The organism is Nostoc sp. UIC 10630 (assembly GCF_010747425.1).
Taxonomy (GTDB): Bacteria; Cyanobacteriota; Cyanobacteriia; order Cyanobacteriales; family Nostocaceae; genus Nostoc.
On the sequence record NZ_JAAGOG010000022.1, the window covers coordinates 50,269 to 65,718 of the forward strand.

15 protein-coding genes are annotated in these 15,450 nt (G+C 39.1%); 8 read left to right on the plus strand and 7 right to left on the minus strand.

Translation table 11 applies throughout. From position 1 onward, the window contains the following. Entirely contained in the window at positions 1-1,083 is a 1,083-nt protein-coding gene (locus G1O98_RS08550; RefSeq protein WP_163928420.1) for an ATP-binding protein, read from the plus strand. Positions 1,084-1,246: 163 nt separating this feature from the next. On the opposite strand, the gene G1O98_RS08555 is transcribed toward G1O98_RS08550, so the two are convergent. The 3 genes from G1O98_RS08555 to G1O98_RS08565 all read right to left on the minus strand — a co-directional run bounded on the left by G1O98_RS08555 (position 1,247) and on the right by G1O98_RS08565 (position 5,057). Further along, complete coding sequence (locus tag G1O98_RS08555) at positions 1,247-3,142, minus strand: CheR family methyltransferase (RefSeq protein WP_163928421.1); 1,896 nt, start codon at positions 3,140-3,142, stop codon at positions 1,247-1,249. 279 nt (positions 3,143-3,421) lie between these two features. Then, the gene (locus G1O98_RS08560; RefSeq protein ID WP_163928422.1) at positions 3,422-4,048 is read right to left on the minus strand and encodes a chemotaxis protein CheB; all 627 of its coding nucleotides are present in this window, start codon (positions 4,046-4,048) and stop codon (positions 3,422-3,424) included. 100 nt (positions 4,049-4,148) lie between these two features. Further along, entirely contained in the window at positions 4,149-5,057 is a 909-nt protein-coding gene (locus tag G1O98_RS08565) for a polyphosphate kinase 2 family protein (protein ID WP_163928423.1), read from the minus strand. 172 nt (positions 5,058-5,229) lie between these two features. Between G1O98_RS08565 and G1O98_RS08570 the strand changes: the two genes are divergently transcribed. The 3 genes from G1O98_RS08570 (at position 5,230) to G1O98_RS08580 (ending at position 9,349) form a co-directional block, all read left to right on the plus strand. Then, a complete protein-coding gene (locus tag G1O98_RS08570; protein WP_163928424.1) occupies positions 5,230-5,481 on the plus strand; it encodes a hypothetical protein in 252 nt (83 codons plus the stop codon). Between the two features lie 92 nt (positions 5,482-5,573). Next, positions 5,574-7,196 (plus strand): tetratricopeptide repeat protein, encoded by a 1,623-nt coding sequence (locus G1O98_RS08575; RefSeq protein WP_163928425.1) that lies wholly within the window; start codon positions 5,574-5,576, stop codon positions 7,194-7,196. 644 nt (positions 7,197-7,840) lie between these two features. Beyond that, entirely contained in the window at positions 7,841-9,349 is a 1,509-nt protein-coding gene (locus tag G1O98_RS08580) for a UbiD family decarboxylase (protein WP_163928426.1), read from the plus strand. A gap of 181 nt (positions 9,350-9,530) precedes the next feature. On the opposite strand, the gene G1O98_RS08585 is transcribed toward G1O98_RS08580, so the two are convergent. Further along, complete coding sequence (locus tag G1O98_RS08585; protein ID WP_163928427.1) at positions 9,531-10,412, minus strand: TauD/TfdA family dioxygenase; 882 nt, start codon at positions 10,410-10,412, stop codon at positions 9,531-9,533. A 284-nt stretch (positions 10,413-10,696) separates the two neighbouring features. On the opposite strand from G1O98_RS08585, the gene G1O98_RS08590 reads away from it, so the two are divergent. The 3 genes from G1O98_RS08590 to G1O98_RS40640 all read left to right on the plus strand — a co-directional run bounded on the left by G1O98_RS08590 (position 10,697) and on the right by G1O98_RS40640 (position 12,052). Then, the gene (locus G1O98_RS08590; protein WP_163928428.1) at positions 10,697-11,236 is read left to right on the plus strand and encodes an SH3 domain-containing protein; all 540 of its coding nucleotides are present in this window, start codon (positions 10,697-10,699) and stop codon (positions 11,234-11,236) included. 322 nt (positions 11,237-11,558) lie between these two features. Next, positions 11,559-11,924, plus strand: coding sequence for a nuclear transport factor 2 family protein (locus tag G1O98_RS08595; RefSeq protein ID WP_163928438.1), 366 nt, complete (start codon positions 11,559-11,561; stop codon positions 11,922-11,924). Between the two features lie 5 nt (positions 11,925-11,929). Next, positions 11,930-12,052 carry a hypothetical protein gene (locus tag G1O98_RS40640; protein WP_275941767.1) on the plus strand — a complete coding sequence of 41 codons (123 nt, stop codon included), beginning with the start codon at positions 11,930-11,932 and terminating at the stop codon, positions 12,050-12,052. On the opposite strand, the gene G1O98_RS08600 is transcribed toward G1O98_RS40640, so the two are convergent. Then, positions 12,026-12,706 carry a uracil-DNA glycosylase gene (locus tag G1O98_RS08600; protein ID WP_163928429.1) on the minus strand — a complete coding sequence of 227 codons (681 nt, stop codon included), beginning with the start codon at positions 12,704-12,706 and terminating at the stop codon, positions 12,026-12,028. The genes G1O98_RS40640 and G1O98_RS08600 overlap by 27 nt on opposite strands. 194 nt (positions 12,707-12,900) lie before the next feature. Between G1O98_RS08600 and G1O98_RS08605 the strand changes: the two genes are divergently transcribed. Next, positions 12,901-13,599: a phosphoribosyltransferase family protein gene (locus G1O98_RS08605; protein ID WP_163928430.1), complete on the plus strand. Its 699-nt coding sequence runs from the start codon at positions 12,901-12,903 to the stop codon at positions 13,597-13,599. A 33-nt stretch (positions 13,600-13,632) separates the two neighbouring features. Here the strand turns inward: G1O98_RS08605 and G1O98_RS08610 are convergent, their stop codons facing one another. Further along, the gene (locus tag G1O98_RS08610; protein WP_163928431.1) at positions 13,633-14,733 is read right to left on the minus strand and encodes a tetratricopeptide repeat protein; all 1,101 of its coding nucleotides are present in this window, start codon (positions 14,731-14,733) and stop codon (positions 13,633-13,635) included. 80 nt (positions 14,734-14,813) lie between these two features. After that, positions 14,814-15,284 (minus strand): NADAR family protein, encoded by a 471-nt coding sequence (locus G1O98_RS08615; protein ID WP_163928432.1) that lies wholly within the window; start codon positions 15,282-15,284, stop codon positions 14,814-14,816. Between the last annotated feature and the right edge of the window lie 166 nt (positions 15,285-15,450).

Sequence of the window (15,450 nt, forward strand, 5' to 3'; positions counted from 1 at the left end):
ATGAATAATATCCCTAAATATACTGCCGAATTTGAGCAATTTATCAACGCCAAGAATTATAATTTTGTCGGTCGTGAATTTGTGTTTTCTGCTATTAAAAATTTTATCAATCAATATGACCGTGGTTACTTTACTATTATCGGCGATCCTGGTATTGGTAAAAGTGCCATTATTGCCCATTATGTCAGCCAAAACTCTGGCGTTGTCTATTACAATGTGGAAATTGCAGGTAAAAATCACGTTGAGGAATTTTTTACAAACATTGGCACTCAATTAATAGAAATTGCCAAAAATAAAGGTAGCGCAAATATTATAGCTAAATTTCCTGATTTTACCACAGAAGGCAGTGGATTTTTATCATTATTACTACAACAAATCAGCGATAAATTGCATCCCGATCAACGGTTAATTATTACAATTGATGGCTGTGATAGGATTGATATCAACAATCAACCACGTGGCTCCAATATATTCTATTTACCACGTTATCTGCCAGAAAAAGTTTATTTTATCCTTACTCGTCGTCCGTTTCTGACAGATAAATCAGGCTTATTAATCGAAACTCCAGCCCAATGTTTAGATTTATCAAATTACCAAGAAAAAAATCGCGCTGATATCCAAGAATATATTAAAAATTATTTAAATAAATCATCTCTTTTTGAACGTAGATTTAGCGAATATAAGAATACAAAAAATATTTCGCTAAACTTGACAGAAAAAGGTTTTGATGATGAGGAGACTAACTTTATGTATGTTAGGGAAATCTTAGCAGCTATTAATGAGGATATCTATCCCGAAAACTTACAAATTTATTATCAAAATCATTTAGAAAAGATAAACTTAGTAACCAGTAAACAGCAAACAATAGGTTTACAGGTGTTAAATATCTTAGTTCAAGAGCAATCAACTTCAATAGAAACGATCGCAGAAAGATTAGATACAGATGAATATGAAATCAAGGTAATTTTAGACAAGTGGCGAGAATTTTTACATTTAGAATCAAGAGCAACAGCAATCTATTATAGTCTCTATCATGCTAGTTTTTGCGATTGGTTGAGCCAAAAAATTGAATCTAAATGCTGAGATTGCCATAGTACTAAGTCTCTATATTTTTTCAGTGTGACTAGTAAATTAGGTACAAAATTCAAGGCTCAAAATCATAAATAAAGAGTTTCTAACTCCAGCAAGAACTACATCAAAATTTGTAGCTTTCTTTGTACTTATTGCAAAGGAAAACTGCTGTAAATTATTCCTGCTGCCGCCGTTCCTCCATATCTTGACTAGAAATCATACTATGGACTCTCTCTACATCTGCCATCATTAAAACTGCTCCCTGTATATCCATCCCAAGTAACGGCGTGATTGCCAGGTAACATTTTATTTGCCTACCTCGACGATTAGTAGCCTCAAGCATCATTTCTTGAAATTGTTTTTTACCAGATAGGCAATCGCGGATGGGCGATCGCAACTGCTCGACGGGTAAACCAATATCTAGGCTGAAGATAGACTTTCCTAGAACTTCATCAGTTCGCAGCCCCCATAAATCCTCTAACATGTAATTCCAAATTGAGATATTAAAGCTGCCGTCAATTACCACTATTCCAGTTTGGAGACTTCTGAGAATAGATATCAAAAAAATATTTGTGTGATTAAGTTCTGTGGTGCGTTCACTCAGTTCGTTATTAATTGTCTGTAATTCTTCATTAGTCGATTGGAGTTCTTCATTCATCGTCTCCAATTCTTCATTGGTGGATTGGAGTTCTTCGTTGGTAGTTTCTAATTCTTCATTGGTAGATTGGAGTTCTTCGTTAGTAGTTTCTAATTCTTCATTGGTAGATTGGAGTTCTTCATTAGTAGTTTCTAATTCCTGTTGGGAGCGTTGCAGAGCATCTTGGAGTTTAATATAACGGGTGACATCAAGAAAGGAGATGCTAACACCTAAAAAACTGGTGTCTGTTTCTTGCAAAGGTGTAATTCGCACATCTAGATATTGGGTTTCTGTGTTAGACAAATAGCGCTCTACATTTGTCAGGCTGACAGGGCGGCGTTCGGCATAAGCCCGTTCAATTAGCGATCGCAATTCAATCGGTCGATAGGAAAGTTCTAGATCCTGGAAAGGACGAGCTAAATCTTTGGGGGAAAGGGCAAACAAAGTCCGTGCCTGCTCATTCAGCATTACTAGAGAGCCATTGATATCAATGACTACTTGGGCAATTGGTGATGTGTCGAAACCCATGTCTCGCAGCCGTAAATGTCGAGACACACGGCTGCTAGATTCGTCATCTACTGAATTTGCCATAACTAGGAGGCGATCGCGTATATTAACCGACGATACCTTACTAAATATCCGGTTTTTTAAGTCTATTGGGGTAAAGAGACTAGAATGCATCAATAGCATCTCTGCTTTCCCCAAAAATAGATAACCAGTATCATTAAGTGCAAAATGAAACCGCGCCAGAATTCGCCCTTGAGTCTCAGAATTAAAGTACATTAATGTATTGCGACTAACTAGCAAATCTAAGCGCGAAATGGGCGCATCTTGAAGCAGATCGTGACGGCCAAAAATCACTGAGCGTCGTAGGTCTTGACGGAAGACATAGCGATTACCGACAATCTCAAAGTATTTCTGCCGCAGTTCATCAGATACCGCCTGGACATCTTTTGCTGAATACGTAGCTTGACGAGCTTGGTTGAGAGCTTCTTCATCTACATCTGTGGCATAGATTTTCACCCGTTGGCGAAATTCCTCTGCTCCCAATCTTTCAGCCATCAACATTGCTAAAGTGTAAGCTTCTTCCCCAGAAGCACAGCCAGCACTCCAGATGCGGATTTGGTCAGAAGTATTTTTATTCCTAATCAGATTAGGCAGTATTTCCTCTGCTAGGTATTCCCAAGCTGATGAATCTCGAAAAAAAGCGGTGACGTTAATTAAGATAGTGTTAAAAAGATAATTGAATTCTTCTGGATAAACTTCTAGGTAGTCTAAATACTCTTCAAAGTTTTCTATGTTCAATGACTGCATCCGCTTGCGGACTCGGCGCATCAAAGTCGAGCGTTTATAGCCTGTAAAATCAAATCCCCGGCTTTGTCTGAGATAAATCAGTAGATTTTCAAATTTGGGATCTCTGTCTGCGGAAGTCATAAGGTATAGCGTAGGGGATAGGGGGCATAAGAGTAAAGTTTTTATACTTGTCTACGAGTATCAAAGGCTTAAGTAAGTTGGCACAATAAAATCAAACTATGTAAAGAAAAATCAACTAGGCTAAAACCCTTATACCTGTAGCAAGATTGCCTATTGCCTTATCCCAACGACAATTATTTACGCGAACTTACTTATTAAAGGAGTTCTAAGCTTCATTAATGAGTATCAAAGACTCATTTTTATTCCAAAATATATTTCCTCTGCCCCCTAATTCTTAGCTTAGTTACATTCTCCCATGACTAAAGTCACCAGAGCCCTGGAGATTTCATCTAGGGGGAGAATAAAATCTACGTTGCCAGTTTGAACCGCAGCTGAGGGCATCCCGGAAAATTCGGCGGTCTTTACGTCTTGGACAATGACAGTACCACCCATTTTTTTGATTGCTTCTACTCCCATTGCGCCGTCGCTACCCGTTCCAGTAAGGACAATGGCGATCGCTCTTTCTTTGTAAGTGGCTGCAACCGATTCAAATAATAAGTCTGCCGAAGGACGTAAAAAATGTACTAATTTCGACTGTGATAAGGAAAGTGTGCCGTCATCGTTAACCAACAAGTGACGATTGGGTGGAGCAATGTAAGCCGTTCCTGGGGTGAGATAATCTCCTTCCTGTGCCTGCTTGACGGTAATATGCGTGCGCCGACTGAGAATTTCTGCCATGAATGACGGATGTTCAGGAGAAATATGTTGCACAATGACGATCGCGGCTGGGAATTCTGAGGGTAGAGTCGATAGCACTTTAATTTGAGCAGTCAGACCACCTGCCGAGGCTGCGATCGCCACAATATCAAAGGCAGCATTAGTAAAGTGGGGTGGATTATTCTTGGCATCTTCTGCCATCTGAATCATGATTTTTCAGCTGTAAGTACCAACCAAACTTATTATTTACAGGGAGCATTAATAAATTTACGACTGCTCATCTTTTCTTTATATAAATTGTACAGTATATTTAAACTAATTTTTTGCCTTTGTCTGTTAAGCTTGTTTGCTCATCTTCTTGCTCTAAAATGCGTTTTGCCTCCAAAAGTTGCTGCCTATGTTCGTCACTAACTATGGGGTATTGCAGATTGAGTTCTTCTAGTTTTGTGCAGATAATATTGGCGACTACCAGACGTGTAAACCATTTGCGATCAGCAGGAATAATATACCAAGGGGCCGATTTTGTACTAGTGTTATTAAAAACCTCTTCATAAGCATTCATATAATCATCCCAAAAAGCTCTTTCTTTGACATCGCTATCTGAAAACTTCCAATTTTTTTCAGGATATTCAATCCGTTCTAAAAAGCGTTTTTTCTGCTCTGATTTAGAAACATTAAGAAAGAACTTCAGAACGATCACACCATTGTCTACTAAATATTTTTCAAAATTATTAATTTCTTCAAAGCGTTGCTTCCATATCTTATTTCCATTAGGGAAATGAGGAAGTTGTTGCTTTCTTAACATTTCTGGATGGACACGAACTACTAGCGCTTCTTCATAATATGAGCGGTTGAATATCCCAATTCGACCCCTTTCTGGCAAAGCCTTCATTGTTCGCCACAGGTAGTCATGGTCTAATTCTTCTGCACTGGGGCCCTTAAAACTAAACACCTGAAATCCTTGCGGATTCACCCCAGAGGTCACGTGTTTAATTGTGCTATCTTTACCAGCAGCATCCATTGCCTGAAAAATAATCAGCAAGGCGTAGGTGTTCTGAGCATAGAGAATATTTTGGTAATTCGCTAATCGCTCAATATCTGCCTGTAATTTAATTACAGCATCAGCTTTTTCATTAAAATCAGCTTTATAAGCTGGGTCATAGTTTTTTTTCAGAGAAATTTTTGAACCTGGTGGAACAATGAAAGCATCGTAATTCATATATAAAAATTCCTAATATTTGCTTATATCCAAGCACATTGTTAATTATAAATTACTGAATATTATGATTTATTTATTAAATAATTTTGATTTAAAGTTCATAACTTTTAACAAATTTTCATAGCTATCCATTGGTCAGTAATGCTTTGAAGTTGAAGTGGGTGGAGGAAAAATGGTGAGGCAGGCATTGCTGTCGCCTTGCGTTGGAAAGCAACTGCCGAACCCGCATGGTAAATCATATAAGCGATGCCTAGGTTGGGCTACGCCTACGCAAATCGGCATTTTGGACGAGTTGAGATTCAATGACCCGATAAGCGTTTTTGGCTATCCTCCCAGCGATGTCTACGACGGGCTACGCCTACGCACTCTTACACTCTTCCCTAGCAGTCAAAACTTTGGCATAATCAGACATGGCCGCACCTAAACTGATATAAATTTTGCAAAGCTAATTAAAAGGTTTACGGCGACTGGATATTTTAATAGAATAATCTCATCAAAAGATTCGCAGAAATATAAATGGACTGGATTACACTACTGCGATCGCTACAGTCTGATTTTATTAAAAGGTTAACATCTGGTTGTCTGCTTCATTGTGAAACCGAAGGTCAATATAGCGAGTTAACTATAATCTCTGGAGACAGATTAAAGGCACTACGGGAATTTTGCTGGTTGATGGCTGAAAAATATAAGCGTGTTTCGCCAGTCCGTGACGTGTTTATTAGCTATCTTAAAGGGAAGTTGGGTGAGGAAGTTGTCAAGGAACGTTTAGCAGATTTTATTACCGAAGTCGATTATGAAAAGCGATTCGGCGGCGATGGCAATATAGATTTTACCTTGACTTCTGACCCCTCTATTGGTATCGAGGTTAAATCTCGTCACGGTAATATTGATAGAGTTAGATGGTCAATCAGTTCTGAAGAAGTTGAAAAAAATGCAGTTGTAGTTTGCATTTTGATTCAAGAAGATGTAAGTGAAGCACAATCTCAGTATCATCTTTTTTTGGCTGGTTTTCTCCCAACCCGGATGATTAAGTTAAAGACTGGTAAAATTTCTTTTGGGATAGACCAGTTGTTGTATGGTGGAGGTTTATGGTGCTATCTAGAACAGTTACAATCTTCTCTAAATAATTCTTCTAGACAACAACCATCAATTTACAAATATCTTCCGAAGCAAGAAATTTTATCTAAGCCAACCAATAATCAGTTACTCAAATCTTTTTTTCAACCTGAATATAATAATAATGAAGATTTAAATACACTTTATGCAAAATTAGGGGATGAATATTTTGAAAAAGGAGAATATACAAATGCGATCATTAACTATAGTAAAGCGTTAAAAGTTACATCTAGCGATATTGATTTATATTATAAACGAGGTTTGACTCACTATCAAATAGGTGATTATGAAGCTGCGATCGCAGATTATTCTCAGGCAATCCAGATGAATATTCAGGATGCTAAATCTTACAACAAACGAGGTTTAGCTCTGTCTCAACTAGGTCGATTAGAAGAAGCAATCAATGATTACACTCAGGCTATTAGAATTAATCCTAATGTTGCCGTAGCTTATAAAAACCGGGCTGAAGCTCGTTCTCATATAGGAGATAATCAAGGAGCAATTGAGGATTATACCCAGGCAATTAAAATTAATCCCCATTATGCTGATGCTTATAAAAACCGTGGTATTGCTCGTTATTTATTAGGTTCTCAGCCGGGATTTCCTCAAGCAATCAAGATTAATCCAAAAGATGCCATAGCTTATAAAAAGCGTGGTAATGCTCGTTCTGATTTAGGAGATTTTGAAGGAGCAATTGAAGATTATACTCAGGCAATACAGATTAATCCTAATTATGCCGATGCCTATTATAACCGTGGTAATGCTCATTCTGACTTAGGGGATTTTGAGAGAGCGATTGAAGATTATACTCAAGCAATACAAATTAATTATAATTATGCCGATGCTTATTACAATCGTGGCAATATTCGTTTAGAAATAGCAGATAAACAGGGAGCAATTGAAGATTTTCAGAAAGCATCAGATATCTATCGTAAAGAAGGTAAGCTAGAAGCACTCAAAGATACACGAGAAAGAATATTAGATTTAGAAATAGAAGAATCATTAGATATTTTAAAATTCTAGAAAATTTGTGAATTCGGATAAATAGCAATTTTCAGCTATGTTTCAGATACCCATATTTTCAGAGGATGTTTTAAAAGTCCCCTTGTCAGGATCAAAAATTTATGCTGTTGGCGATGCTTGGGTTGGACTACACTAACGCAAACTCACAAAAATTCAGAAAAATCCCAAAATAAAGCACAGTACAAGCTTGTAATAAATAAACCTAGCAGGGGTCATATAACAAAACCGCCTGCCAGGAAGGTATAGTATATTCTGGCCATGTTTGATTAGGTTAGCGCTTATTTATAAAAAATAAATGCGTATCCCTAGATACAATAACTAAATACTTTGGAAAAGACAGTTAAGAAAAGTGACTAAATAGGTTAATTTCCAATTAAAACCAACAATTTTTCAAATGGGTAGATGACGGAGTGAAGGACAAGGAGACAAGAAAAAATTATTGAACGCATTCTTCCTTGTCCTTTCCCAATGCCAATACAACTCTTGGAGAGGCTGCGCCCTAAGCGTAGCTATGCCGCAGGCTTTACGGCTTCGCCCTTCAACTACGCTCAGGACAGGCTCGAAGTGCTTCGTGCCCAATCCCCAATACCTCATAATATAAGAAAGCGCTTCACACTTCTTAAATAATCAGCTTTATTAGAACAATGGCGAGAGACTTGCGGGGATTCATTAAAATTTTGGAAGAAAAGGGACAATTACGGCGCATTTCAGCTTTAGTTGACCCAGAATTGGAAATTGCTGAGATTTCCAACCGGATGCTGCAAAAAGGTGGCCCAGGGTTGTTGTTTGAAAACGTCAAAGGCGCTTCCTTTCCGGTGGCGGTGAATTTGATGGGAACTGTGGAAAGGATTTGCTGGGCGATGAATATGCAGCATCCAGAGGAGTTGGAAACCCTGGGGAAAAAATTAAGTATGCTGCAACAGCCAAAACCACCGAAGAAGATTTCCCAGGCGATAGATTTTGGGAAAGTATTGTTTGATGTGGTGAAGGCGAAACCAGGACGAGACTTTTTCCCCGCTTGTCAGCAAGTTGTGCTTCAAGGTAATGATTTAGATTTAAATAAGTTACCTTTGATACGTCCTTATGTTGGTGATGCTGGCAAGATTATCACGCTGGGACTAGTAATTACCAAAGATTGTGAGACGGGTACACCAAACGTAGGTGTGTATCGCTTGCAACTACAATCTAAAAATACGATGACGGTTCACTGGTTATCGGTGCGGGGTGGGGCGAGGCATTTGCGAAAAGCAGCCGAACGTGGGAAGAAATTAGAAGTAGCGATCGCACTTGGTGTAGATCCTCTAATTATTATGGCAGCAGCTACACCCATCCCTGTAGATTTATCAGAATGGCTGTTTGCTGGACTATATGGCGGTTCTGGTGTGCAGTTGGCGAAATGTAAAACTGTAGATTTGGAAGTTCCCGCCGATTCCGAATTTGTCTTGGAAGGGACAATTACACCAGGAGAAGTCTTACCAGATGGGCCTTTTGGCGACCACATGGGTTATTATGGCGGCGTGGAAGATTCGCCATTGGTACGCTTTGAGTGTATGACGCACCGAAAAAATCCGATTTACTTAACAACATTTAGCGGTCGTCCACCCAAAGAAGAAGCGATGATGGCGATCGCACTAAATCGCATTTATACCCCTATTCTGCGCCAACAAGTATCTGAAATTGTCGATTTCTTCCTCCCAATGGAAGCTTTGAGTTACAAAGCAGCGATTATTTCCATTGATAAAGCATATCCCGGACAAGCACGACGGGCGGCTTTAGCGTTTTGGAGTGCTTTACCACAATTTACATACACTAAATTTGTAATTGTTGTGGATAAAGACATAAATATTCGCGATCCGCGTCAAGTGGTGTGGGCGATTAGTTCCAAAGTTGACCCAGTGCGAGATGTGTTTATTTTGCCAAATACACCTTTTGATACCTTGGATTTTGCCAGTGAAAAAATTGGCTTAGGTGGACGGATGGGAATTGATGCGACTACAAAGATTCCACCAGAAACAGACCATGAATGGGGTTCGCCCTTAGAATCTGACCCAGATGTGGCGGCGATGGTTGAGAGACGATGGGCGGAATATGGTTTGGCAGAGTTGCAGTTAGGAGAAGTAGACCCCAATTTGTTTGGCTATGATATGAAGTAACCTGTTATAGCTCAATACAGTTTAGATAGAGCAACAAAACCCTAATGTAGAGACGCGATTTATCGCGTCTTGAAAGACAAATTATCTACACCAATAACCATTAACTAAAACGTATTGTGTGATAGATAATGCAGTAATAACAGGTATCATTTAAATAAATGATACCTGGCGTAATAAAATATCAAAATGAAAAAGCTGGAGAACATAGCCTGATATAAATATCTCTTTGATCATCAGCAAAAGACCTTCTCCCATGAAGTATTCTTGTATTATCAATCATTAAAATATCGCCTTTTTGCCACGAAATTTCTGTGGTTATTTTTTCAGCAATCTCATTCAGTTCAGATACAACCTCTTCAGGGATTTCTGAATCATCCTCAAAATTAATAATTTTTGGGTTTAACTGCTTTGTAGGCAATAAACTATTAATAAATACCTGGTATTTTCCACATCTGCTAGGGATAATAGCTGGAGAAATGTATTCAAGCAGAATCGATTGATCTTCATTGACTGTCAAATGCGTATTATTTTTACGACACATTTCTTCTAGCTGATTCAAATCATCTGTTTGGTATTTTTTCTGCCAGTCCTCTTGAGATATCCGAACATTAAATTTTAATTTCTTTTTGCTGAATAACTCTTTGGTTGAACTACTAATTTCATTAAAAAATTGTCTACCATCACATACCGTAGTTTCACCATCTTCTAATGGTGGATTAGCACAGAAAAACCACAGCATAAGTGGGATATTTTTCTGATAATACATTTCTCCGTGCAACTTAATCTCAGATTTAAAGTCATTGACGCTTAAAAGAGTCTCATCTCCATTAATTACCCTTCTACTGAATGCACCACCAGCATAATTTATAAAATCGATACTCAAGAGATTGGTAAATTCTTTAAAAATATCAACATCAACATCAAATCCTCTAAAAAGTAAGATTCCATTAGCATTAAATAAGCTAATAATTTCTTCTTTGTCTAATTCTAAAATACTCACATTATCGGAATTATTAATTTCTTGAACTATGCTAGTTGATATGAAATGTGTATTTTTAGTCATATAACTTAATGAATCTTTGCCGAAATTTGAACTTACTGTTGGCGTTAACTACACCATTGACATTTTAGTACTCAATGATGTTGTTGTGTTGCATTTGTCAGCGTAGGCGTAGCCCGTCGTAGACATCGCAGGACTAAATTTTGTAAAATTAAAAGTGTTATTACAGTACTAAAATCATTTTTAGATAAGTATTTTATAAACTTATCTTTAATTTGCTTGGGTAGATTATGAGATAGAAATTAAACTCAAATCTTAGGTACTGAAGCAAAAAATTGAGCAAATTTATGACAAAAAAAGTGAAAAAGGCACCATCAAAGTTAGTAACAGGATTGGTATTTAGTTGTATTAGTGTAATGCTAAATACAGGTATAGCTCATCAAATAGCTTTAGCGAAATCGACTAATTCCCAAAAGTGCGATATTCTTGCCTACGTGACCGATACAGATCCACAAGGTTTAAATGTGCGGAGTGGTGCAAGTACAAATAACACAATTTTAGGGCAAATACCCATCAACGAAACAGTTCAAGTTATTGGTGCTACTGGAGATTGGGTACAGATTACTAATGCTAGTAATGGTTTTCAAGGAACTGGATGGGTATTTGTGCCAAAGTTAGGTTTAACAACACAGGGCTACGGTACTAATGGCGTAGATTTATATGGTAGTAATAGTCAAGAAAGCCAAAAAGTGAGAACAATTCCTGCGAATACGGCTGTCAAATTGTTAGGCTGTCAGGGAGATTGGGCGCAGGTTGAATATCAAGGTGTTAAAGGTTGGTTGACAAAGGAAGATCAATGTGGTGCTGCGCTTACGAGTTGTTCTTAGAACCTCACCCCTACCTTTCTTGCTGTCAGCAAGCTATCCATCCATTAGCGGAATATTTGTTAATCAAAATATAACTTAATTGAAAGAAGGGCTAATTTCCCTGACTTATTTGATGTAATGCTAACTTAACTCAGCTGCGATCGCTTCTACCTCAATTAAAACAGGCGATCGCAATTAGGTATTGTTATACCTGGTGGACAGTACTAACTCGCCACAGTGAGCGCAATTAGCGCGTAGTTGTGTCCCGCAAAGATAACACTACTTAGCTTTAACGGTATAATAAATTGTTATGCTCTGCGGCATCTCCTTCACCATACCTCTTATGCCAGATCAACCTGCGCCAGAAATCGAACTGCTCCGTGCGGCTTACGCGGCCTTCAACGCACGAGACATTGACGCTGCCCTTGCCCTCATGACTCCGGACGTGGCTTGGCCGAAAGCGTTCAAAGGCGGTTTTGTCCGTGGACCTGAAGAAGTTCGCGCTTACTGGACGGAGCAATGGAGCGAGATCAATCCGCACGTCGAGCCAGTTTCCTTTTACTCGGAGGAGGGCGGGCGCATTTTGGTCGATGTGCATCAGGTCGTGCGTGACTTAGCTGGAGCAGTTCTTGCCGATGAGCGCGTGGGCCATCGATTCACCCTTGAGCAGGGCTTGATTCAAGTCATGGAAGTCACGCTAGTAGGTTGAGTGGAGTGAAACGCAACCCAACATTACCACCAAATTTTATGTTGGGTTATGCGATCGCTGCACCAAACCGACAAAACTACGGTTCTCAAGGTAGACGAGGTTTAATTGTTATTTTGGAATTCGTCTAACTTAGCCCGCACTGCCTGGATATCCTGCCACATCAACCATTTAGGCGCACCTCTTTCTTTAGAAGGGTTACGCAGTAAGTACGAAGGATGAAAAATCGGCATACATAAACGCCCTTCCCACTCCAGCCACTGGCCGCGAATTTTCGTAATTCCTCGCTTATCGCCAGTGATGCCTTTGACAGCAGTTGCACCTGTTAACAAGATTATTTTAGGGTCAACTAGACGAATTTGTTCTAGTAAATAGGGTAGACAAGCCGCCACTTCTGTTGGAGTAGGAACTCTATTATCTGGCGGGCGACATTTATTTATATTAGCTATATATACATCATGCTCAGTAGTTAGATTCACCGATGCCAGAATTTTCTCCAGCAATTGCCCCGATCTACCTACAAATGGTAAACCAGTTTCGTCTTCATTTTGACCAGGCGCTTCCCCAATAACCATAATTGGGGCTTTGAGATTACCGCGTCCGACGACAGCATGAGTCCGAGTGTCTCCCAATGGACAACGGTGGCAGCGATCGCAATGCTGTGCCAACTCCGTTATGGTGGAATAAGTTCCGGGAGCGATCACAATTTTAGCGTCTGTAGGAATTAGTTCTCGTTGGTTAAAGGTTGAGTCGTCGAAGAGGCTGAGTTGAGTTTCGCTGCTCATGAAAATTAGGATTTTGATATCAGCGCCAGCTGTTTTATCTGAGTTAAATACTGCTCTGGTTGCAGATTTATCTGAATAAATAGACTTTTGCTGAATACTTAATTATTTATACAAAATCTTATTGTATCAGTTAAGTTGAGACAAAATTCAGTCATGATAAAAGCAGTGCCGTCCTAAGATGCTGGGGGGAACCCATGTCACAGACCCCGCTTTTTGCCGATCGCACCCATGCGGGTGAATTATTAGCGCGAGTGATTCAGGATGTTTTGACTCAGCAAACTATTGCTTCTGGGATAAAACCTGTACCAATTGTTTATGCTTTGCCAAGAGGGGGTATACCAGTAGCAGCACCAATAGCACGTCTATTGGATTGTCCGTTGACAATCGTTGTAGCGAAAAAGATTAGCCATCCAGAAAACCCAGAGTTAGCAATTGGTGCAGTGACTACTTACGGAAATGTTCTTTGGACTGATCAAAAGCTATTTCGGTTTAAAGATGATACAAAGTTGCGCGAAGTGGCTTTAAATAAAGCTATCATCCAAGCTAAGTCTCTTGAGGCTCAATTAATTACTGCTTGTCCGCAGGTGAATGCCGAGAATGCTACGGCTATTTTAGTTGATGATGGCATTGCTACAGGAATGACAATAGCAGTAGCGGCAACTGCTATCAAAGCACTGTCTCCAGCAGCAGTTTGGCTATGTACTCCAGTTGCACCACAAAGATTGCTACCTTGGTTAGAACAGTGGGGCGATCGCACAATCGTCTTGGAAACACCAGAACCCTTTTGGAGTGTGAGTAATTTCTACGCGGAATTTCCCCAAGTTGATACATCAGAGGTTCTCAGATATCTCCAGCAACAAAATACAATGGGGCCAATGGATCTATCCGAGTAATTTTAAGTTTGAATTGTTTCCTTCTTTTGCTTTTTAACTATTTGAAGATGTTCCTTGCTGGTATTGCATAGCTTTGGCATAATCACCCAAGGCATAGCAAGCGACTCTCAAACGATCAAGAGCTTCTTCTTCACTACGACGGTCTTTGATATTCCTAGCTAAGAGCAAACGTTGTTCATAATATGTAATTGCTTTGTTATAGTCACCCAGTGCTTCACAAGCAACTCCTAAACTACCTAAAGATTGTTCCTCGCCACGTTTGTCTTGAATTTCTCTGGCTAAGAGCAACCTATCTTCATAATACTTAATAGCTTTAGTATAATCACCTAGAGCATAACAAGCATTACCCAGATTTTTTAGTACCTGAGAAGCACTGCGAACATTTTTTAAGGAGCGTGCTAGTACTACACACTGCTCATAATAAGCGATCGCTTTTGGATAATTATTCAAAGCATACCAAGCATTACCCAAATTTTTGAGTACCTGTTCCTCGCCCCAGTTATCTTTAAGTTCTCGCACAATCTCTAGGCTTTGCTGCTGATACTCAATAGCCTGTGTAAAGTTACTCAAAGATTTATACACCAATCCCAAATTATTCAGTGCTGCAACTTGACTCCGTTTATCTTGCAGCTGTTGCGTTATTTTCAAACACTTTTCTAGAAACTCAATAGCCTTGTTATGGTCATTCAAATGACGGTATGAATTTCCTAAATGGGAAAGTGCTTGCATTTGCAATGCTAAATCTGAGGTGTTATTGAGCAAAGACAAACACTGCTGGGAGTAAGATATCGCACCTTTATAGTCTCCAGCGCTATAAGTTACCAATCCTAAAAAAGAAAGCGCCTGTGCCTGTTTTTGCAAATCCCCAACTCCCTGAAACAGCCCCAAAGCTTGTTGTAAAGACTTCAACGCCACAATTAATTCACCAGCTTGCTGCTGTTGAATTCCTTGCCGTAGTAGCTTGGATGCTTCCGATAAATTGTCATCATTTTCCTGTGGAGGTAGTATTTCTGCATGTGAACCAGAGCCAAATTCATGAGTAATTGTATTACGCTTCACTGGTTTTAAGTATGTTATAGGTAATTGTAGGGGAATTGTATTTTTCGATCTATTATTCCATTCGCCTTTAGGCATCAACCCCTTCCTTTGAAGTCTGGTGGTAAATATAGTGTTCCCAAAACTAGAAAGTATCTTTCATCAGGTTGTTTAGCACATCATTTAACGCTTTTACAATCAACATCTGCGCTGTATGTATGGTGCAGACTCTCTCGCACCTCCATTAAAATTTTTCCTAGCATATTTTTACCGCTACCATCGGCTCCGCAACCCCAATAAAAATCGATGGGCGAGTTTTCAACAATTTCTGCATTGCCTGTGGAAAGTAAGATATTCCTAATATCTGTATGAGTTTGAAATTTACATAGCACAGCTTGCCGCATGATATCGTCTTTAACTTGTTCCCAATCTTGACGTAGTGGGCGGGTTCTCTCACGTCCCATTCTTGCCGCATCTTTAGGTGTTTTAACTTGGCGGATTTGCTCTAAATGAGGTGTATCCACAAACTTTTGCGCTTGAAAGTAGTGTTCGCTGGTTGACCAATACAATCCATCTAATTGAAAACCGTGGGGCGAAAAGTTAGAGAAACAACCATATTCTTCACGAGTGCTATAAAAGTATATTGTCATAGAAGTTGATCGGCATTCGAGATATAGTTTGAATTAATTATTACTTATTTATACCAATTTTCTATCAAATTTAACTTCATAATTAATTCATTTACCGAGCCGTTTCTTTATATACTACCTAAACTTCATAATTCGTTTAATAAATATTAAGTGCATCATCATGTAG